Origin of the sequence: Sandarakinorhabdus sp. (genome assembly GCF_051860625.1) — a bacterium.
In the GTDB taxonomy this organism is placed as follows: Bacteria; Pseudomonadota; Alphaproteobacteria; order Sphingomonadales; family Sphingomonadaceae; genus Sandarakinorhabdus.
The window spans coordinates 80,677-100,605 of sequence record NZ_JBHYDQ010000010.1; the positions used below are offsets into that span (position 1 = coordinate 80,677).

The following is a 19,929-nucleotide window of genomic DNA, read 5'->3' on the forward strand; positions in this document are numbered from 1 at the left end:
GGGGCAACAGCAGTAAGGGGGAGGCATAATGGCCAATCGTCGATCGGCGCTGAAGCGCGCAAGTCTGAAGCTGCTGGCAGGGACGCTGCTCTGTGCCATCATGCCGGGTGTTGGCGGGGTCGCGATGGCCCAGCCGGCGCTGGCGCCGGTGCCCACCAAACCGGTGGCCGATGGCTTCACATTGGCGGCGGTCGGCGATGTCATCTATCTGCGGCCGATGCTGGCCACCCTGGAAAAGACGGCGCCGGGGATGCTGAAGGTGCTGCGCGAGGCAGACGTGACCTTCGGCAATTTCGAAACCACCGTGCTGCATCTGGATTCGACCAAGGCAGCGCCTGCGGCCGAATCCGGTGGCACCTGGATGCTGGGTGATCCGGCCACGGTCGGCGATCTGGCCAAGATGGGTTTCGATATCGTCAGCCATGCCAATAATCACACGACCGATTGGGGCGTCGAAGGGCTTGCGGAAACACTGGAGCATCTGAAGGCCGGTGGCCTGGTGTCGGCCGGTTCCGGCCGCAACCTGTCGGTGGCCCGCGCGCCGCGCTATTTCGATGCGCCGGCCGGCCGCATTGCGCTGGTTGCTGCCAGTTCCAGCTTCACGCCGATGTCGCGCGCATCCGATCCGCTGGGCACGGTGCCGGGGCGGCCGGGCCTGAACACGCTGCGCACCGAGCGGGTGGGCGAAGTATCGGCTGCCGATCTGGCGGTGCTGGCCCGACTGGCCGGCACCAAGGATGGCGCGCCCGTGCGGTTTGGCGGCATGGTCTATGAGGCCGTGAATGAGCCCAAGACGCCGATGGCATTGAAATATGTCGCCAACACCGGCGATGTGAATGCCAATCTGCGCAGCGTGCGCCAGGCACATCAGAACGGCAATTTCGTGGCCTTTTCGCTGCACAACCATGAACCGGGCAACGGCAGCCAGGTGCCGGCACCGTTCGCGGTGGATTTCGCTCACAAGTTGATCGACGCCGGGGCCGATGTCTATATCGGCCATGGCCCGCACCAGTTGCGCGGCATTGAAATCTACAAGGGCAAGCCGATTTTCTATTCACTCGGCAATTTTGCGATGATGAACAACTCGCTCGATGATCTGCCGGCCGACATGTATGAACAATTCGGCATCGATCCGGCCGCCACGACGGCACCGGAATTGCTGCAGTCCCGCGGCGCGCGTTCGTTTTCCGATCCCAATCTGTATGAATCGGTGATCGCCGTCAGCCGCTTCGTGGGCGGCAAGGTCAGCGAGATCCGCCTCTACCCCATCGATCTGGGCGTATCGGTGCAAGGCGCCGCCAAGGGTGTGCCGACCAGCGCGGATGCAGTGGTCGGCAAGCGCATCCTGGAGCGCATGCAGCGGCTTTCCGCCCCGTTCGGCACCCGGATTACCATCGAGAACGGCATCGGCATCATCCGCCTGCCCACATCGTAACAGGCCACGCCGCCAGTTGGACTGGTCGGGAAGATAGCGGCACTGCTGCGCGTGTTGGCAGCCGTGCCTTGCCACTGTGATGATCGCCGGCAGGAACGTTCCATCCGGCGGCATGTCGCTGGTCAGAACGGCACGTCGTCGTCCAGATCATCGTCGAACGCGCCCGGCCGCTTGCCGCCGCCTGCCGGGGCACCGCCGCCGAAGCTGCCGCCCGAAGCACCTGGACCCGGCGCGCCGCCGCCATAGCCACCACCGCCGAAATCATCGCTGCCCCGGCTGCCGCCCGCCATACCGCCACTGCTGCCGCCATCACGGCCGCCGATCAGCGTCAGCTCGCCCTTGAACGGGCCGACCACGATTTCGGTGATGTAGCGATCCTGGCCGTTCTGATCCTGCCATTTGCGGCTGGTCAGCGTGCCTTCGATATAGACCTCGCTGCCCTTGCGCAGATATTGCGTGGCGACCTTGCCGATATTCTCGTTGCGAATGACGATGTTGTGCCATTCGGTTTTTTCCTTGCGCTCGCCGCTCATCTTGTCGCGCCAGGTTTCCGATGTCGCCATGGTGAAGTTCACCACGGTACCGCCATTGGCAAACGTCTTGGATTCCGGGTCCTTGCCCAACCGGCCCACCAAAATCACCTTGTTCACACCGGCCATCATCGTCTCCTTGTCTTGTGCCCAAGCCTAGCGCTGCGGCGGCAGCGAGGCAATGTGGTGGCCGCTTCCCCCCTTGCATAAGCTGTGCATATCAAGTCAGTCTGAACCCTGTAGCGAAAGGTGGGAGTCATCATGGCCGACACGATCGAAGCAGCCGGTGCGCTTGCCACCGCGGGCCTCGCCGCGCAGGCGCTTGATCAACCAACAGCCGGCCATGGTGCCCACCCGGCCAATTGCGCGAATTGCGGCGCGACCTTGAGCGGCGCGTTTTGCGCCCAATGCGGGCAGCGCGCGCATCTGCACCGTACCGTTGGCGACGTGTTCCACGAATTCCTGCACGGCATCACCCATTTCGACGGCAAGGCCTGGACCACGCTGCCGATGCTGTTGTTCCGCCCCGGCAAGCTGACCCGCAGCTACATCGAAGGCCATCGCGCCCGCTATATCGCGCCGGTGCCATTGTTCCTGCTGGTGGTGTTCACGATGTTCTTCGTGCTGTCGTTCGTGAAATTGCCAGCCGATGCCATCGAGATTGGCGGCGATGCCACCCCGGCAGAACGGGTGGCGGCAACACGCAAGGCACTGGCCGACATCGATGCCGATATCGCCAGGGCAGAGGCCGCTGGCAATGCGGATGAGGTCCGAAAATTGCAGGTGTTTCGGGCCGGGGTTGTGGCGGCGACGAAGCGGTCCGGGACGCCGGGCGTGACGGCCCGCGATGTGATGACCGACATCGGTGAGGGCTTTGCCGGGGTGACCAATTGGGACAATGTCACCGTTGTCGATGGTTTTCCCGGCCTGAATGTGAGGGCGAAGGAGGCGCTGAAGAATCCCAAGCTGCTGCTGTATAAGTTGCAGACCAAGGCCTATAAACTCAGCTTCCTGCTGGTGCCCTTGTCGCTGCCGTGGCTGTGGCTGGCGTTTTTCTGGCGGCGCGGCATCGGCATGTATGATCATGCGATTTTTGCGCTTTATTCGATCAGCTTCATCAGCCTGTTGTTCGTGGTCGGCAGCCTGGCGCTGACCGTCGGGATCACCAGTGGCAGCTTCTGGGGCCTGTTGCTGCTGGCGCCGGCGGTGCACATGCTGTTCCAGTTGCGCGGCGCCTATGCCATCGGCTGGTGGGGCGCGGCCTGGCGCACCGCCTATCTGTCGGTCGCCGCCATGCTCACCCTTTCGGCCTATCTGGTGATCCTGATCATCCTGGGGGTGGTGGACTGATCAGTCGGCCGCGGGTGGCAGCAGCAATTCCGTGGCCTGTTCGGCCCGCACCGGGGCATCGACGCTGGCCAGGGTGGGCACCGCCTTCTTGCCGGGATCGACCCCCATCTCCGCAAAGCGCCGCGCCTTGGGCAGCACGTTGCGCTCCAGCGAGCCGACGAAATCATTATAGTTGCCGACCGTTTCGCCCAGATTGCGGCGCATCTTCACCAGATGTTCGGCCATCACCGCGATCGCGCTGTAGATGTCGGCGCCCAGCTTGCCGATCTCGCGGGCTTCCTCGGCCAATTTTTCCTGCCGCCAGTTCAGCGCCACCGTCTTGGCAATGGCCAGCAGGTTGATCGGCCCGGCCAGCAGGATGCGCTGTTCGAAGGCCCAGCCGAGCAGCGCCAGATCATGTTCCAGCGCCGCCGACAGGAAATTCTCGCCGGGGATGAACATGATGACGAAATCGGCCGCCTTGCCGAATTCGTTCCAATAGGCCTTTTCGGAAAGCCCGCGGGCGTGGGCGCGCACGGCGGCCGCATGGCGCTTCATCGCAGCCATGCGTTCCAGATCGCTGCCCGCTTCCAGGCCGGAAAGATAATCGTTCAATGAGCATTTGGAATCGATGATGAGCTGGCGATCACCGGGCAGGTTGATGATCGCATCCGGGCGCTTGCCGCCGCTGTCCGTGCCGATGTGGGTTTGCAGCGTGAAATCAATGCCGGCCCGCAGACCCGCCATTTCCAGCGTGTTGGCCAATTGCTGTTCGCCCCAACTGCCCGCTGCCTTGCCGCTGCTGCGCAGCGCCGTCACCAGCCGCGCGGCTTCGTCAGACACCCGCGTCTGCCCGCTCACCACCTGTTCCAGCGCCTTCGACAATGCGCCATAATTTTCGTTGCGCGCCTTTTCGACCTCGCCCAGCCGGCTTTCATATTTCACCAGCGTTTCGGCGACCGGCGCCAGCACCGCTTTCAGGCTGGCCTGGCTCTTGGCGTCGGCTTCGGCAAAGCGCTGTTCGGCGCGGGTGAGGAACTGGCCCTGCGCCTGTTCCAGCACGCGCGCCGCCAGCGCCTCGAAACGGGTGTTCATCTCGTCCAACTGGCGGGCATGGGATTGTTCGCGTTCGGCAATCTGGGTTTGCAGCGCCTTGATCTCCACCGCGGTCTCGGCAAGCCTGGTGCGGCGCTCATCGGCTTCCTGGCGGGCCGCGTCGCGCTCCACCTTCAGCGCAGCCACCGGCCGGCTGGCCAGCAGCCACGCCGCGCCAAAGCCCAGCACCAAGGCAGCAAGAATCATCACGGCCTCAGTCACGGCACACCCCCAGATCACATGGAACGATAAGGGAACATAGCCGCGGCCTGCCGCAAGCTCAACCCCGTTGCGGCAGCCGCGCGATCAGCAAGGCCGCCACCACCAGCGCGGCGCCGGACAATTCCCACGGCCCGAGTATTTCGCCAAAGCGGATTGCACCCACCGCCGCGCTGATCGCCGGCTGCACCAGCAATGACAGGCCGATCACCAGCGGCGAGAGATGCCGCACTGCATAGACGATCAGGCCCTGGCCGATCACCTGGCTGCCGATGGCCAGGCCCAGGATCGGCGTCCAGTCCTGTGGCCAGAAGCTGCCGGTCACGGCGATGGGCGCCAGACAGAGCGCGCCGGCGAAGGTCGCCAGCGCCAGCGCCGGCAGCGCGTCCACCGCGCCGCGCACCTTTTCGATGGCCACCAGATAGACCGTGTAGAACACCGCCGCCGCCAGGCACAGCAGATCGCCAGCCAGATGCTGCGGCGACAGTTCGGCACTGCGCCCCAGCAACAGCGCCATGCCGGCTGCTGCCACGCCCAGCGCCAGCACTTGCAGCCGGCCCAGCCGCTGGCCCAACGCCACCAGGCCATAAAGCGGCAGCAGGAAGGTCGCGGCATTGGCGAGCAGTGTCGAATTGGCCAGCGTGGTGCGCAGGATGCCGAGGTGCCACATCGCCAGATCGGCCGCAAACGCCAGGCCAGCCAGCCACAAGATGCGTGCGCCCGGCAAGCGTGTACTGGCCTGGCCGCCGACCACCCGCGCCAGCAGCAGCAGCAACGGCGCCGCCAGCGCCATCCGCCAGAAGGCCGAGGCCATCGGCCCGACATCGGCCAATCGCACCAGCAACGGCCCGAACGCCAGACACGCCGACCCGGTGATCATCGCCGGGAACGCCCAGCGGCCTTCTGTATCGGGAGCAAGTTGAACGGACACGCCGGCTCGCTTAGGCGCTTTCCCGCGCTGCGCAAGCGGGTTAGGCGTGCGCCATGACGACCGAAGCGCAAGCCCTGTCCCCCCGCCACTGGATCGACCAGTTGCGCGCCGGCCTCGATCATGCCGCCATCCTGCAAGGCGTCGAAGATGATGCAATCTGGAGCGGGCGTTATCTGTTCATGACGGTGATTTCCGCCGGCATCGCCATGCTGGGATTGCTGCTGTCGTCACCGGCGGTGGTGATCGGCGCGATGCTGCTGTCACCGCTGATGGGGCCGATCGTTGGGCTGGGCTTTGGCCTGGCCGTGTTCGATCTGGCCGACATGCGGCGCGCTTTGATCTCGCTGGCGCTGGGCATCGCTGTGGCGGTGGGCTTTTCGGTGATCCTGTCGTGGCTGTCACCGCTGCAGACGGTGACGCCGGAACTGGCCGCGCGCACCCATCCCAATCTGTTCGATCTGGTGGTGGCGCTGCTGTCGGGGCTGGCCGGCACCTATGCCACGATGCGCAGCAAGCAGGGCGCCATCGTCGGCGTGGCCATTGCCACCGCGGTGATGCCGCCGCTGGCCACCGTGGGTTTCGGCATCGCCACCTGGAATGCCGAAGTGGCGGGCGGGGCAGCCTTCCTGTTCTTCACCAACCTGATGGCGATTGCGCTGGCGGTGGCGGCCATGGCGCGGCTCTATGGCTTTGGTGCCACGCTGTCGCCGCGGCAGGGCGCGGTGCAGGGCACGTTGATCATGGTCACGCTGGTGGCGCTGGCCATCCCGCTCGGGCTGGCGCTGCGCGACATTGCCTGGGAAAGCCTGGCGCAGCGGCGGGTGCGCGAAGCGCTGGCACAGGCCTTCCCGCGCCCCGATCGGCTGGGCGATGTCGATATCGCCTTTCGCGGCGACCCGATTGTCGTCAACGCCCTGGTGTTCACGGCCAAGCCCCGCCCCGGCCTGGAAGCCACGCTGGAAGAACGGCTGGCCGGCGCCCTGGGGCAGAAGGTCGTGCTGGAACTGGAGCAAGTGCCGTTGACCGGCAACGAGGCACCGGTGCCCGAAGTGCGCACTCCGGTGGTGCGGCCCGGGATGCAGCTCGCCGAGCGGCTGGCACTGGTTGCCGGCGTGCCGGTGGAATCGGTGCTGCTCGATCGCCAGGCCCGGCTGGTGCGCGTTGTTGCGGCACCCCTGCCGGGCGCCGGATTGGCCAGTTATCGCGCGCTGGAACGGCGCATCGCGGCCACCGCACCGGATTGGCGGGTGCTGCTGGTGCCGCCGCCGGTGGCGCCGGCCGTGGATGATCCGGATGCCATCGTGTGGGCCGCCAATCGCCTCGATCTGGCGGTGGTGGTCAGCGGGGCGGGCGGCGATCTTGCAGAAACATTGACGGCGCGCGGGGTGCAGGTGGAGGCCAATATCGGGCGCGGGCCGGTGGCGGTGCGCTGGGCCGTGCCGGCGCCGCAACCGCTGCCCGAAACAGCCGGTGCCGCGCCGACGACCTGAACCAAAATCTGCGGACTGTCCGAAATCTACAATATGGCGCGGCGCTGGGCGTCTATCGAATGCTGCGACCCGTGAACGGCAGGCTTGGCCGGTCGTTCGCACTCTCGGCCCGGACAGCACTTGCTGTCCGGGCCTTTTTTTGGCCGGTGCGCCCTTTTGGGCCGGCGCCGGGGGGCGGCCAAACATTGACAGTATCGGCCCCACGCCGCATAAGACGACCAGAATTGTCCACTTTGCTTGAGGCACCCTGCTCACGTGATCCGACTCACCAATCTTGCCGATTATGCCGTCGTGGTGATGGCGGCAGCGGCGCGTGAGCCGGAGGTGAAATTTTCGGCCGCGCGGGTGGCGGAATTGACCAGCATCCCGGCACCGACCGTGGCGAAATTGATGGGCACGCTGGCGCGCGGCGGTTTGTTGAGCGCCTCGCGCGGGGTGGCCGGCGGCTTCATGCTGGCGCGCGCGCCCGCCGAGATCAGCGTCGCCGAAATCGTTGAAGTCGTCGATGGCCCGATCGCGCTGACCAGTTGCGCCGGCAACCATGTGCACGATTGCGTGATGGAAGGCCATTGCGCCATCCGTGGCCATTGGCCGCCGATCAACCAGGCCGTGCGCGGCGCGCTTGCCGCTGTGACATTGGCCCAACTGGTGCAGCCCGCAGCGGCCGCCGTACCGGTGCCAGCCACCAGTCCTGCAACACAAACCATGCTGGCCGATTGATCAGCGAAGAGTGTTTTGACCATGTCTGAAGACCATATTGCCGACAGCCTGCTGTCTGTCATCGATGAACCAGCACCCGTGCAGGATGCTGCGGCGCGCGCCGCCGTCGAGGATCTGGCGGCGTACAAATGGGGCTTCACCTCGGATGTCGAATCCGAAATGGCGCCCAAGGGGCTGAATGAAGACACGGTGCGCTATATCTCCGCGAAAAAGGGCGAGCCTGAATGGCTGCTCGATTGGCGGCTGAAGGCGTTTGCGCGCTGGCAGACAATGGAAAGCCCGGAATGGGCCAAGCTGAACGTCGCGCCGATCGATTATCAGGACGCTTATTATTACGCCGCGCCCAAGGCCAAGCCGACGCTGGCGTCGCTGGATGAACTCGATCCCGAAATCCGCCGGGCGTATGAAAAGCTTGGCATCCCGATCGAGGAGCAGAAGATGCTCGCCGGGGTGGAGGGCGCCCGCCGCATCGCGGTGGATGCGGTGTTCGACAGCGTGTCGGTCGCCACCACCTTCCGCGCCGAACTGCTGAAGGCCGGAGTCATCTTCCTGTCGATTTCCGAGGCGGTGAAGGAATATCCGGATCTGGTGAAGAAGTGGCTGGGCAGCGTGGTGCCGGTGGCGGACAATTATTTTGCCTGCCTGAACAGCGCGGTCTTCTCCGATGGCACCTTCGTCTACATCCCGCCCGGCGTGCGCTGCCCGATGGAGCTTTCCACCTATTTCCGCATCAATGCTGCCAACACCGGCCAGTTCGAACGCACGCTGATCATTGCCGACAAGGGCAGCTATGTGTCCTATCTGGAAGGCTGTACAGCCCCGATGCGCGACGAGAATCAGTTGCACGCCGCGGTCGTCGAACTGGTCGCGCTGGATGATGCCGAGATCAAGTACAGCACCGTGCAGAACTGGTATCCGGGTGACGCCGACGGCAAGGGCGGCATCTATAATTTCGTGACCAAGCGCGCCAACTGCCTGGGCAAGAACAGCAAGGTGAGCTGGACGCAGGTCGAAACCGGCAGCGCCATCACCTGGAAATATCCGTCGTGCGTGCTGAGCGGGGAAAACTCGGTCGGCGAATTCTATTCGGTCGCCGTCACCAACAATTGCCAGCAGGCCGATACCGGCACCAAGATGATCCATCTCGGCAAGGGCACGCGCTCCACGATTGTCTCAAAGGGCATCACGGCGGGGCGCAGCAACGGCACCTATCGCGGGCTGGTGCGGGTGGCGGCGACGGCGGAAGGCGCGCGCAATCACACCCAGTGCGATTCGCTGCTGCTGGGCGGCAACTGCGGCGCCCACACCGTTCCCTATATCGAAGTGCGCAACCCCAGCGCCACCATCGAACATGAAGCGACCACGTCCAAGATCAGCGATGATCAGCTTTTCTATGCCCAGTCGCGCGGGCTGGATACGGAAAGCGCTGTCGGCCTGATCGTCAACGGCTTCTGCCGCGAAGTGCTGCAGCAATTGCCGATGGAATTCGCCGTGGAGGCGCAGAAACTGCTCGGGCTCAGCCTGGAAGGCAGCGTCGGGTGAACTTGGCGGCGGTTCAGGCGGTCTTCGATGCCTATGCCGATGCGTTCGCGCGTCAGGATGCCGATGCCCTGACCGCATCCTGGGCATTTCCGGCGCTGGTCAGCGGCCCGGCCGGATCGTTCAATTTCGATGCGGCCACGTTCCGGCGCAACCTCATGGCGATGTTCGGCTTTTACAACCGCCAGGCCGTGGCCAAGACCACGGCGCAGGTGACGTCGGTTCAGGCGCTTTCCGATACGGTGGTGCTGGCCCGGATCGATTATGCAATGGCCACTGCCGACGATGTGCAGATCGTGCGCTTTGATACCGCCTATCTGCTGCGCGCGTCGGGCGATGCGCTCCTGAAGTTTGCCGCGATCAGCGATGGCGAAATGGCGGCATGGGCCGCGCGCGGTACGCCGCTGGGAAGCCGGGCATGATGGGCCGGCTGCTGCCATTGCTTGTCCTGCTTGGCGTCGCTGCCTGCGATGCTGCACCGCCGCGCGTCAATCCCCGAGGGCAGGAGCTGCGCGCCGAGCTGGATCAGATGACCAAGGATTACAGTGCCTGCATCGACAAGCAGTTGGCTGCGGTCGAGGATCTGAGCGAGCCGGCCGGCAATATCGCCATTGAAGCAGTGAAGGCCTGCAAACCGATGCGCAATGCGCTGAGGGACAAGGTGGCCGCCTTCGATCGGAGCGGCCACCCGACCCGCGCCGCCAACCAGTCCGAAGCCGTCGCTGAAGCCAGCGTCGGGGTGATCGAGAAGGACCTGCGCGAGCAGGCCGTCGTCACCATCGTCAAACGCCAGAATATGGATCGTTGAACATGCTCGTTATCGACAATCTCAGCGCCGAAATCGACGGCAAGCAGATATTGAAAGGCCTGTCGCTTACCGTCGAGGCCGGCAGTGTGCACGCCATCATGGGGCCGAACGGCTCGGGCAAGTCCACCCTGTCCTACGTACTCTCGGGCCGCGACGGTTATGAAGTCACCGGCGGCAGCGTGACCTTCCGTGGTGAGGATCTGCTGGCCAAGGCCCCGCACGAGCGCGCCGCCGCTGGCCTGTTTCTGGGCCTGCAATATCCGGTGGAAATCCCCGGCGTCTCCAACCTGCTGTTCCTGCGCACGGCGCTGAACGCGCAGCGCACGTTGCGCGGCGAGCCGGAGGCATCGGGCGCCGAGTTCATGAAACTCGCCAAGGCGGCGGCCGAGAAATTGGGCCTGCCCTTCGAGATGATGAAGCGCGCGGTGAACCAGGGTTTTTCCGGCGGCGAGAAGAAGCGCAACGAAATGGTGCAGATGCATATCCTGCAGCCGTGGTTCGCGGTGCTGGATGAAACGGATTCGGGTCTCGATATCGATGCGCTGCGCGTGGTGTCGGATGGCATCAACGCCATGCGCGGGCCGGACCGCGCGACCTTGCTGATCACCCATTATCAGCGCCTGCTCGATTATGTCGTGCCCGATCATATCCATGTGTTGATGGACGGTCGCATCGTGCATTCGGGCGGCGCCGAGCTGGCACACAGGCTGGAGGCGGAAGGCTATTCCGCGATTGCGGCATGAGCGTGCTTCCCACTCGGAAAGACGAAGCCTGGCGTTACAGTGACCACGCCGCCGTTGCCCGCCATTGGCCGGTGGCGGTGGAAGCCATCGTGGTGCCGGCCGGCGAATCCCGTGCCGACATCATCCGGGCGACCGATGAGGGCATCCGCCATCTCGCCATCACCATCGGTGCCGGCGGCGCCTGGCGGCTGACCATCCTCGATGCCGGGCGCAGCTATGGCCGCATCGCGCTGGATGTGACGCTGCACGATGGCGCCGATTTCCAGTTGGGTGCCGTGCTGATCGGCAGCGGCGCGCAGAAGATCGAACTGGTGACCACGGTGCGCCATATCGGCGTGGCCGCCACCAGCCGCCAGATCGTGCGTGCGGTGGCGGGCGACACTGCCACCACATCCTATCTGGGCCAGGTCGCCGTGGCGCGCACTGGCCAGAAGACCGATGCCAGCCAGTCGTTCAAGGCGCTGCTGCTCAATCGCGGTGCGACCGCCAACGCCAAGCCGGAACTGGAAATCTTTGCCGACGATGTGAAATGCGCGCACGGCGCCACCGTTGGCGAGATTGACAGGAATGCGCTGTTTTACCTGACCAGCCGCGGCGTGCCGCCGGCGCAGGCGCGGGCGCTGCTGACACGGGCTTTCCTGTCCGATGCGCTCGAAGGCCTGGATGAGGCCACCACCGAAGCGCTGGATGCGGAAATTACGGCGTTGCTGGCATGAACATCCTCACCGCTTCCCCGCTGCTCGATCTGAAGGGCGATTTCCCCGGCATGGCCGGCGATTGGGCCTATCTCGACACCGCCGCCACCGCCCAGAAACCGCAAGCCGTGATCGATGCCATCGCGCGCTGCTATGGCCCCGAATATGCCACCGTGCATCGCGGCGTGTATGAACGCTCCGCCACCATGACCCTGCGTTATGAAGAGGCCCGCGCCACCGTCGCCCGCTTCATCGGCGCGGCGACAGACGAAGTGGTGTTCGTGCGCGGCGCCACCGAAGGCATCAATCTGGTCGCGCAAAGCTGGGGCCAGCGGCTGAAAGCCGGCGATCGCATCCTGATCAGCGCCTTGGAACATCACAGCAATATCGTGCCCTGGCACTTGCTGCGCGACCGCACTGGCATCATCCTCGATATCGCGCCGCTCACGGCCGATGGCCGCATCGATGAAGATGCACTGATCGCCATGATCCGCGCCGATACAAAGCTGGTCAGCATCGCGCATGTTTCCAACGTGCTCGGCGGCGTTGCCGATGTGCGCCGCATATCCGATGCGGCCCATGCGATGGGCGCGCTGGTGCTGGTCGATGGCTGCCAGGCGGCGCCGCGGCTCGCGCTCGACATGGCAGCGCTCGATTGCGATTTCTACGTGTTGTCCGGCCATAAGCTTTATGGCCCGACCGGCATTGGTGTGCTGTGGGCGCGGGCCGAAATTCTGGACTCCATGCCGCCCTGGCAAGGCGGCGGCGCCATGATCGAAACCGTCAGCTTCGAGGCCACCAGTTACGCCCCGCCCCCGGGCCGTTTCGAAGCCGGCACGCCCCACATCGAAGGTGTCATCGGCCTCGCTGCTGCCATCGATTATGTGGAATCCATCGGCATCGACCGCATCCATGCCCACGAAACCGCACTGGTCAGGCAGGCCCGCTCTGCCCTTTCCAGCCTGAACAGCTTGAACCTGCTTGGCCCGGAAGACAGTGCCGGAATCCTCAGCTTCACGATGGCGGGGGTGCATCCGCACGACATCGGCACCATATTGGATGAAGCCGGCGTCGCCATCCGCGCCGGCCATCATTGCGCCCAGCCGCTGATGCAGTTGCTGGGCGTGCCGGCCACCGCCCGTGCCAGTTTCGGCCTGTACAATACCGCCGACGATGTCGAGCGGCTGGTTGCCGGCCTCACCCGCGTCACCCGCATCTTTGGGATCTGATCATGACCGAACGCAGCTTTGCCGTGGAAGAAGTGACCGAAGCCGCCCCGGTGCCCAAGGCGCCGCCGCTGCGCGCGGTGGCCGAGGCGCAGGCGCAGCAGCAGGCCCCGCGTCAACCAGATTATCTGGAAGGCTTCCTGAACCCCAAGCCAGAACCAGCCGAGGCTGATGATATCGTCGCCGAAGTCGTGCTTGCACTGCGCCAGATCCACGATCCGGAAATTCCGGTGAACATCTATGATCTCGGCCTGATCTATAACGTCGAGGTCGATAACGGCCACGCTGTGGTGACGATGACGCTGACCACCCCGCACTGCCCGGTGGCCGAATCCATGCCCGGCGAAGTCGAAATCCGCGTCTGCGCCGTGCCCGGCATCCAGAGCTGCGACGTCAACCTGGTGTGGGACCCGGCCTGGGACCCAAGCAAGATGAGCGACGAAGCCCGGCTTGAAATGGGAATGCTGTGATGGAACAGACCACAACCTTGCGCCGCCCGCGTCCCGCCCCGGTGGTCGTGACCGAAGGCGCTTCGGATCGCATCGCCACCATATTGTCGGCGGCCCCCGCTGACGCCATTGGCGTGCGCCTCTCTACCCCGCGCCGCGGCTGTTCCGGCCTCGCCTATGATCTGGCCTATATCACCGCCGCCAAACCCGGTGACGAGCGCATCGACACGCCCGGCGGCACGCTGTTCATCGATGGCGGCAGCCTGATGTATCTGATCGGCAGCACCATGGACTGGCGCGAGGATGATTTTTCCGCCGGGTTCGTGTTCAACAATCCCAATGCCAAGGGCGCGTGTGGCTGCGGGGAAAGCTTCACGGTTTAAGCCCACCCCCAGCCGCTCCCGCAAGCGGGAGGGGAGCAGAAGGGGCAGGCGCTGAACGACTCCCCTCCCGCTTGCGGGAGGGGCTGGGGGTGGGCCCCGCGACAAGAGCACCACTGCCAGTCATGGGCTGACCCGCTATCCCCGCGGCCATGGACACCCGCTTCCCCCTCACCCGCGCCGAAGCGCAGGCGCGTCTCACCGAATTCATCCCCCTCTCGGGCCGCGCCTATGCGTCCCGCCGCAACCACGACTCCGGCCCCGATGGCCGCGCCACCACCTCGCTGCTCTCCCCGGCCATCCGCCGCCGGCTGATCAGCGAGCATGACGTCGCCGCCGCTGCCATCGCCGCGCACGGCTTTGGCGGCGCGGAAAAATTCGTGCAGGAAATCTGCTGGCGCACCTATTGGGTCGGCTGGTTGCAGCAGCGCCCCGCAATCTTCACGCGCTGGCAGGCCGATGTGGTGCGTATGGAGGCGATGCTGGCCGAGGATGGCAAATGGCAGCGCCGTTATGAACAGGCGCTCGCCGGCGCTACCGGCATCGATTGTTTCGACGCCTGGGTGGGCGAACTCACGGAAAGCGGCTGGCTGCACAATCATGTGCGGATGAGCTTTGCCAGCATCTGGTGCTTCACCTTGCGCTTGCCCTGGCAGTTGGGTGCGGCCTTCTTTTACAAGCATCTGCTCGATGCCTGCCCGGCCAGCAACACGCTTGGCTGGCGCTGGGTGGTGGGCCTGCAGACGCCGGGCAAGACCTATCTCGCCCGCGCCGATCTGATCCGCGATCTGTCCGGCGGGCGGTTCAGGGTCGATGCGCCGCTGGCTCGCGAAGCCCCGCCCTGGCCGGCCGACGATGTGCCGCCGCCGATCCCGGTGGCGCCGGCCATGCATGCCGATGCGACTGCACGCACCGGGCTGTTCGTCACCACCGAGGATACCAGCATCGAGCAACTGGCGCTGCCAAAGCTGGTTGCCCTTGCTGCCACGCCGGACATCGGCGGCACGCCGGCGCCGCTGAAGCATCGTGTCGCCATGACCATGCTCGCCGACGGCCTCGACCGGGCCGCCACCAAATTCGGCCTCGATCCCGAGCGGGTCGACGCCTTGGGCACCGAGGCGATGCGCGAATGGGCCGCCCGCCACCGGCTGAACCAGATCATCACCGCCGATGCGCCGATCGGCCCGGTCAAGGATCGGCTCGATGCGCTGGCGCCGGTGCTCGCTGCCGATGGCGTGCGGCTGGTGCGCCTGCGCCGCGCCTGGGATGATGTCGCCTGGCCCCATGCCCGCAAGGGATTTTTCCCGTTCAAGGCCGCCATCCCGAAACTGCTGGCGCTGCAGCCGGGGGCAATGGCATAAGTTACCGATGCGCCGCGCACTCCTGCTTCTCCCCCTCCCGCTTTTGCTGGGCGGTTGTCTCAGCGTGGCGAAAACCATCGTCACCGCGCCGATCAAGCTTGGCGAAGTCGTTTACGACACCGCCACCGAAAGCCAGGAAGAAGCCGATATCAAGCGCGGCCGCGCCGCACGCAAACAGGACGAAGCTGACAAGCGTGCAGCGAAGAAGGCGGAGAAGGAACGCAAGCGCGCTGAGCGCGATCGGCGGCGCGACGACTGAGGGCTGAATACCCCATGCGGCGCAAGCGCCTGCTTGCCCAAAGCACGGCCAGCCGCCACGGTGCCGCCATGGGGGACATCAAGATCACGCGGGACTTCGCCGGTCATCCGGCTGGCCTCGCCATTGTCACGCTGGCCGAAGGGCTGCAGGCGGCCGGCATCTATGGCATGAAGGCGCTGGTGATCCTCTATATGGCGGATTTCCTGTTCACGCCGGCCGAACTGGCAACGGTGGGCGGTTTTGCGGCCTGGCGCGCTGCGGTGGAAGGCCTGTTCGGGCCGATGAGCCTGCAGGCGCTCGCCACCCAGACGATGGGGCTGTATCTGGGGCTGTTCTTCCTCACGCCGCTGATCGGCGGCTGGCTGGGGGATCGGCACTGGGGCCCGCGGCTGACGGCGATTTTGGGCGCCTTCCTCACCACCGCCGGCCTGGTGATGGTGATTTCGCCAACGCTGTTTCTGCCCGGCCTGCTGGTGTCGGCCCTGGGCGCCGGTGCGCTGCGTTGCAACCTGACGGCGCAGACCGGGCATCTTTATGCCCGCAACGATGGCCGCCGCAATGCGGCCTTCTCGATCCTGGCGGCCGGGTTGAACACCGGCGCCTTCCTCGGCCCGCTGGTAATGGGGGCATTGGGCGAACTGGTCGATTGGCAATGGGGCTTCATCACCTGCGCGGCCTGCATGGCGCTGGCCGCGCTCACACTGCTGGTCGGCAACGGCCTGATGCCGCCCGACACTGCGCCCGAAGCCCGGCGCAGCGCGCGGCTGCAAGCGGGAGATGGCAAGACCATCGCTGCGCTGATTGGCGTGATGCTGCTCACCAGCCTGTTCTGGCTGGCGCAATCGCAGGTGTGGAATGTCTATTCCCTGTGGGGGCGCGATCATCTCGATCGCATGGTGCTGGGCCTGCAGGTGCCGGTTACCTGGCTGCAGGCCATCGACAGCCTGGCGCCGATTCTGGCGGTGCCGCCGGTATTGGCGCTGTGGCGCTGGCAGGCGCGGCGCGGGCGGGAGCCCAAGGAACTCGGCAAGATCGGCATCGGCATGGCGTTGATGGGGGTGGCTTTCCTTTGGCTGGCGCTGGGCAGCGGGCCGGGCAAGACACCGTTCCTGTGGGTGGTCGGTTTTCACCTGATGCTCAATATCGGCTGGCTTTATCTGGTGCCGACCATGAACGCGCTGTTCTCGCGCAGCGCGCCGGTGGCGGTGACGGGGCTGATGCTGGGCGCCGTACAGTTCGCGGTGTTCATCGGCAGCACCATGTCGGGCTGGCTGGGGCGGTTTTACGAGACGATGGAAGGGCCGAGTTTCTGGCTGATGCACGCGGCCTTCCCGCTGACCGGCGCCGCGGTGATGTGGGCGGTGCGCGGGCGATTGGGGCGGGTGCTGCGGCTTTAGTCGTCTGGCCCCAGGCTCGGGTCCAGATCGCGCGGGCGCACGAACTTGGCCAGTTCCGCCCGGCCGCCGTCGATCTGCGCCCAGCGATCGATGGCGATATCCAGTCGCGCCAGCGTGGCGGTGGGGTATTTCAGCTCGGCTTCGGCCCGCAACGCCCCGCCCGGCGGCACCAGTTCCAGCAGCAGATCCTCCAGCCCCGGGTTGTGGCCGACCAGCATCGCATCGGCAAATTCGTCGGAAAAACCGGCGCATAATTCGATCAGCGTGGCGGACGACGACAGATAGATGCGCTGTTCGTACACCGGCGCCAGCGGGCGGCTCATGCCGGCTTCCAGCCCTTCGATGGTCTGGCGCACCCGCACCGCTGGTGACGCAAACACCAGGCGATAATCCGGCATCTCGCCGCGTTTGATCGCCGCGTTCAGCCATTGGCCGACCTTCATCGCGGCGCGGCGGCCGCGATCGTTCAGCGGGCGATCGAAATCGCGCAGCAGGGGATCGTCGTAACCCGATTTGGCGTGGCGCAGCAGCGTGAGCGTTTTCAAGGGGCACCCGGCGAAGTTGAGCCTGTCTGGATTGGCATATCACCCGACTCTTGGCCAGACACCATGATCCCCGCCTTAACCGCCGCCACCGCCTGATCGAGCGTCACCCGATCGATCGGCACACCCGCCGGAAACGCCCCCAGCAAACGCGATGGCACCGCCGGCCCCAATAGCACGAAATGGCCACGATCATCGGCGCGGCGGATCAGGCGGCCAAAGGCCTGCGCCAGCCGGTCCATCGTCACCCGATCATCGAACATGTTGCCCCCACCGGCCAGCCGCCGTGCCGCATGCAACACGGTGCGGCGCGGCCAGGGCACGCCTTCCATGATCACCTGCCGCAACGAGGTGCCCGGCACATCCACGCCATCGCGCAGCGCATCGGTGCCGAGCAGCGACGCCCCCGGTTCGGCGCGGAAAATATCCACCAGCGTGCCGGTGTCGATCGGATCGACATGCTGGGCATAGAGCGGCAGGCCAGCGCGCGCCAGCGGATCGGCGAGCCGGGCATGCACGGCGCGCAACCGGGCAATCGCGGTGAACAGCCCCAACGTGCCGCCGCCCGCCGCCTCGATCAGCGCGCGATAGGCGTGGGCGAGCGCGGCGACATCGCGCGGCTTCACATCCGTCACGATCAGCACCCGGGCCTGAGCGGCATAATCGAACGGGCTGGTGGCGGCGAAATGCCTGGCCGGCACCGGCAATTGCGCCGCGCCGGTGCGGGCATCGGCATCGCGCCAATCGTCGGCAAGGGCATCGGGCCGCGCGCGCAGCGTGGCGGAGGTCACCACCACGCCATGCGCCGGCTGCAACACGGCCGCCGCAAACGGCCGCATCGGATCGAGCCAGCGCCGCTGCACCCCCACATCCAGCAAGCGCCCTTCGGCGCGCGCCAGTTCCAGCCAATCGATGAAATCGGCATCGGCCGGGCCACCCAGCCGCCCGAGCAATTGCTGCCACGCGCCCAGCAAGGCGCCGCGCAGTACCAGGCCCGCGCGCGCGCCCTCCACCCGCGCGCGGCCCTGGCCATCCAGCCAATCGGGCGGATCATCGAGCAGCAGCGCCAGCCGCGCTTCAAGCTGCGCCATCGGCTGCGCCATGCGCCCCAACGCAGCGCTGGCCGCGCCGGCGGCCTCCACCAACTGCGGCAGCACTTCGGCGACCTGGGTTTCCAGGCCATAGCCGCTGTCGGCATCTTCGGGCGGCGCGCGGGCCAGCACCTGCGCGCGCACGGCGGCAAACAGGGCTTCCAATGGGCCTTCGCCGGCATCGGCCGCCACCCGCTGCAGCCAGGCCTCGCTGGGCAGGGTGCGCGCCGCTTCGGTGATGCGCTCCACGGCACGCGCGGCTTCATCGTCGTAACTGATCGCATCGGCCAGCCGCGCCGACAGGCCGCGCCGCCGGCCCCGGCCCGCCGCGCGTTCGGGGCCGAGCAGCCAGTTCTTCAGCTCCACCGCCTCGCGCCCCGTCAACGCCACCGCAAAGGTCGCATCGGCGGCATCAAACAGGTGATGGCCTTCATCGAACACGATGCGCGACAGCCCGGCGCCTTCCGCCCGGCCGCGCGCGGCGTTGATCATCACCAGCGCGTGATTGGCAATCACCAGATCGGCCTGGGCGCTCGCACGCGCCGCCCGCTCGATGAAGCAGGTGCGATAGTGGGGGCAGGCCGCATAGATGCACTCGCCGCGCCGGTCGGTCAGCCCGGCAAAGCTCATCCGACCGAACAAAGGCGGCAGCCAGCCGGGCAGATCGCCGCCGACCATGTCGCCATCGCGGGTATATTCGGCCCAACGCTCCGCCAGCCGCGCGAACACCGCCGCGCGCCCGCCGAAACCGCCCTGCACGGCGTCCTCCAGGTTGAGCAGGCACAGATAATTTTCCCGCCCCTTGCGCACCACCACCTTGGCGCGGCGTGTCGCAGCATCGGGCCACACGCGGGCGGTTTCGGCATCCAGTTGGCGCTGCAGCGCCTTGGTGTAGGTCGCCACCCACACCGCACCGCCGGCCGCTTCCGCCCACAGGCTGGCCGGCGCCAGATAGCCCAGCGTCTTGCCGATGCCGGTGCCAGCTTCGGCCAGCACCATGTGGGGGCCATCGCCACGTTCTCTCGGCGCAAAGGCGGTGCTCACGGCGGCAGCATAGGCGCGCTGACCATCCCGCTGTTCCGCGCCAACCCCCACCAGCCGCGCCAGCCGCGCCGCCACGTCATCGGCGGGCATCGTGATCACCCGCGGCGCGGGGCGCGGCGGCGCCTCCTCCCACTGCGGCAGCGCTTGGAACACGTGGCGCTCGGGCTTGTCCGGCTTGGGGATCACCCGCAGCAGATGCGGCGCCCAGGCCCATCGTTGCCGCGCCAGGCTTTGCAGGATCGTCCAGGCCCCGTGCCGTTCCGGCCAATCCTTGCGCTCAGGCAGCGCCAGCAGTGCCTCGGCGGCGCGTTGCAGGAAGGCGGCATCGGCATCGCCATCCGGCTCCGCCAGGCCCAGCGCCGCCGCCAGCCCGCGCGGCGTCGGCACGCAAAACCGCGCCGGACACAGAAACGCGAACAACTCCAGCAGATCGAGGCCCGACAATTCCCCCAGCCCCAGCCGGCTGGCGGTCACCGGCGCATTCAGCAGCAGATGCGGACTGTCCCCGGCGCGCGAAATCGCCTCGCCGCGCCCCACCCCGCGCACCCGGCCGTCGGGCGCGGCAATCCACACGCCCGCATGGCTGGCGACAAGCGCCGGAATGGCCAATTCAGTTGCAACCATCGGCCGCTCCCGCCAGATGGGC

20 protein-coding genes are annotated in these 19,929 nt (G+C 66.3%); 15 read left to right on the top strand and 5 right to left on the bottom strand.

Annotated elements, in window-relative coordinates; genetic code table 11:
- Positions 1-28: 28 nt before the first annotated feature.
- Positions 29-1,435 carry a CapA family protein gene (locus ACTIEZ_RS10770; RefSeq protein ID WP_439546678.1) on the top strand — a complete coding sequence of 469 codons (1,407 nt, stop codon included), beginning with the start codon at positions 29-31 and terminating at the stop codon, positions 1,433-1,435.
- A 122-nt stretch (positions 1,436-1,557) separates the two neighbouring features.
- Here the strand turns inward: ACTIEZ_RS10770 and ssb are convergent, their stop codons facing one another.
- The gene (gene ssb / locus ACTIEZ_RS10775; RefSeq protein WP_439546679.1) at positions 1,558-2,097 is read right to left on the bottom strand and encodes a single-stranded DNA-binding protein; all 540 of its coding nucleotides are present in this window, start codon (positions 2,095-2,097) and stop codon (positions 1,558-1,560) included.
- 129 nt (positions 2,098-2,226) lie between these two features.
- Between ssb and ACTIEZ_RS10780 the strand changes: the two genes are divergently transcribed.
- The gene (locus tag ACTIEZ_RS10780; RefSeq protein ID WP_439546680.1) at positions 2,227-3,315 is read left to right on the top strand and encodes a DUF3667 domain-containing protein; all 1,089 of its coding nucleotides are present in this window, start codon (positions 2,227-2,229) and stop codon (positions 3,313-3,315) included.
- On the opposite strand, the gene rmuC is transcribed toward ACTIEZ_RS10780, so the two are convergent.
- Positions 3,316-4,611, bottom strand: coding sequence for a DNA recombination protein RmuC (gene rmuC, locus ACTIEZ_RS10785; protein ID WP_439546681.1), 1,296 nt, complete (start codon positions 4,609-4,611; stop codon positions 3,316-3,318).
- 58 nt (positions 4,612-4,669) lie between these two features.
- Complete coding sequence (locus tag ACTIEZ_RS10790) at positions 4,670-5,539, bottom strand: DMT family transporter (protein ID WP_439546682.1); 870 nt, start codon at positions 5,537-5,539, stop codon at positions 4,670-4,672.
- 53 nt (positions 5,540-5,592) lie between these two features.
- Here ACTIEZ_RS10790 and ACTIEZ_RS10795 point away from each other — a divergent pair, with 53 nt between their 5' ends.
- The 13 genes from ACTIEZ_RS10795 (at position 5,593) to ACTIEZ_RS10855 (ending at position 16,606) form a co-directional block, all read left to right on the top strand.
- Positions 5,593-7,029 (top strand): DUF389 domain-containing protein, encoded by a 1,437-nt coding sequence (locus ACTIEZ_RS10795; protein ID WP_439546683.1) that lies wholly within the window; start codon positions 5,593-5,595, stop codon positions 7,027-7,029.
- Positions 7,030-7,284: 255 nt separating this feature from the next.
- The gene (locus ACTIEZ_RS10800) at positions 7,285-7,749 is read left to right on the top strand and encodes an SUF system Fe-S cluster assembly regulator (RefSeq protein WP_439546684.1); all 465 of its coding nucleotides are present in this window, start codon (positions 7,285-7,287) and stop codon (positions 7,747-7,749) included.
- A 21-nt stretch (positions 7,750-7,770) separates the two neighbouring features.
- Positions 7,771-9,291 carry a Fe-S cluster assembly protein SufB gene (gene sufB, locus ACTIEZ_RS10805; RefSeq protein ID WP_439546685.1) on the top strand — a complete coding sequence of 507 codons (1,521 nt, stop codon included), beginning with the start codon at positions 7,771-7,773 and terminating at the stop codon, positions 9,289-9,291.
- The gene (locus tag ACTIEZ_RS10810) at positions 9,288-9,710 is read left to right on the top strand and encodes a nuclear transport factor 2 family protein (protein WP_439546686.1); all 423 of its coding nucleotides are present in this window, start codon (positions 9,288-9,290) and stop codon (positions 9,708-9,710) included. Before sufB ends, ACTIEZ_RS10810 begins: the two co-directional genes overlap by 4 nt.
- Positions 9,707-10,096, top strand: a complete 390-nt coding sequence (locus ACTIEZ_RS10815; protein ID WP_439546687.1) for a hypothetical protein — start codon at positions 9,707-9,709, stop codon at positions 10,094-10,096. The genes ACTIEZ_RS10810 and ACTIEZ_RS10815 overlap by 4 nt, the downstream gene beginning before the upstream one ends.
- A 2-nt stretch (positions 10,097-10,098) precedes the next feature.
- Positions 10,099-10,839 carry a Fe-S cluster assembly ATPase SufC gene (sufC, locus tag ACTIEZ_RS10820; protein WP_439546688.1) on the top strand — a complete coding sequence of 247 codons (741 nt, stop codon included), beginning with the start codon at positions 10,099-10,101 and terminating at the stop codon, positions 10,837-10,839.
- Positions 10,836-11,555, top strand: coding sequence for a SufD family Fe-S cluster assembly protein (locus ACTIEZ_RS10825; protein WP_439546689.1), 720 nt, complete (start codon positions 10,836-10,838; stop codon positions 11,553-11,555). The genes sufC and ACTIEZ_RS10825 overlap by 4 nt, the downstream gene beginning before the upstream one ends.
- The gene (locus tag ACTIEZ_RS10830) at positions 11,552-12,763 is read left to right on the top strand and encodes a cysteine desulfurase (protein ID WP_439546690.1); all 1,212 of its coding nucleotides are present in this window, start codon (positions 11,552-11,554) and stop codon (positions 12,761-12,763) included. Before ACTIEZ_RS10825 ends, ACTIEZ_RS10830 begins: the two co-directional genes overlap by 4 nt.
- A gap of 2 nt (positions 12,764-12,765) precedes the next feature.
- Positions 12,766-13,230, top strand: a complete 465-nt coding sequence (locus ACTIEZ_RS10835) for an iron-sulfur cluster assembly protein (protein WP_439546691.1) — start codon at positions 12,766-12,768, stop codon at positions 13,228-13,230.
- Positions 13,230-13,592 (top strand): HesB/IscA family protein, encoded by a 363-nt coding sequence (locus tag ACTIEZ_RS10840; protein ID WP_439546692.1) that lies wholly within the window; start codon positions 13,230-13,232, stop codon positions 13,590-13,592. The genes ACTIEZ_RS10835 and ACTIEZ_RS10840 overlap by 1 nt, the downstream gene beginning before the upstream one ends.
- A 149-nt stretch (positions 13,593-13,741) precedes the next feature.
- Positions 13,742-14,950 carry an FAD-binding domain-containing protein gene (locus tag ACTIEZ_RS10845; RefSeq protein ID WP_439546693.1) on the top strand — a complete coding sequence of 403 codons (1,209 nt, stop codon included), beginning with the start codon at positions 13,742-13,744 and terminating at the stop codon, positions 14,948-14,950.
- Positions 14,951-14,957: 7 nt separating this feature from the next.
- Entirely contained in the window at positions 14,958-15,209 is a 252-nt protein-coding gene (locus tag ACTIEZ_RS10850) for a hypothetical protein (RefSeq protein WP_439546694.1), read from the top strand.
- Positions 15,210-15,223: 14 nt separating this feature from the next.
- A complete protein-coding gene (locus ACTIEZ_RS10855) occupies positions 15,224-16,606 on the top strand; it encodes a peptide MFS transporter (RefSeq protein WP_439546695.1) in 1,383 nt (460 codons plus the stop codon).
- On the opposite strand, the gene ACTIEZ_RS10860 is transcribed toward ACTIEZ_RS10855, so the two are convergent.
- Positions 16,603-17,151 carry a SixA phosphatase family protein gene (locus ACTIEZ_RS10860; protein WP_439546696.1) on the bottom strand — a complete coding sequence of 183 codons (549 nt, stop codon included), beginning with the start codon at positions 17,149-17,151 and terminating at the stop codon, positions 16,603-16,605. The two genes, ACTIEZ_RS10855 and ACTIEZ_RS10860, sit on opposite strands and share 4 nt — an antisense overlap.
- A complete protein-coding gene (locus ACTIEZ_RS10865) occupies positions 17,148-19,907 on the bottom strand; it encodes an ATP-dependent DNA helicase (RefSeq protein WP_439546697.1) in 2,760 nt (919 codons plus the stop codon). The genes ACTIEZ_RS10860 and ACTIEZ_RS10865 overlap by 4 nt, the downstream gene beginning before the upstream one ends.
- Between the last annotated feature and the right edge of the window lie 22 nt (positions 19,908-19,929).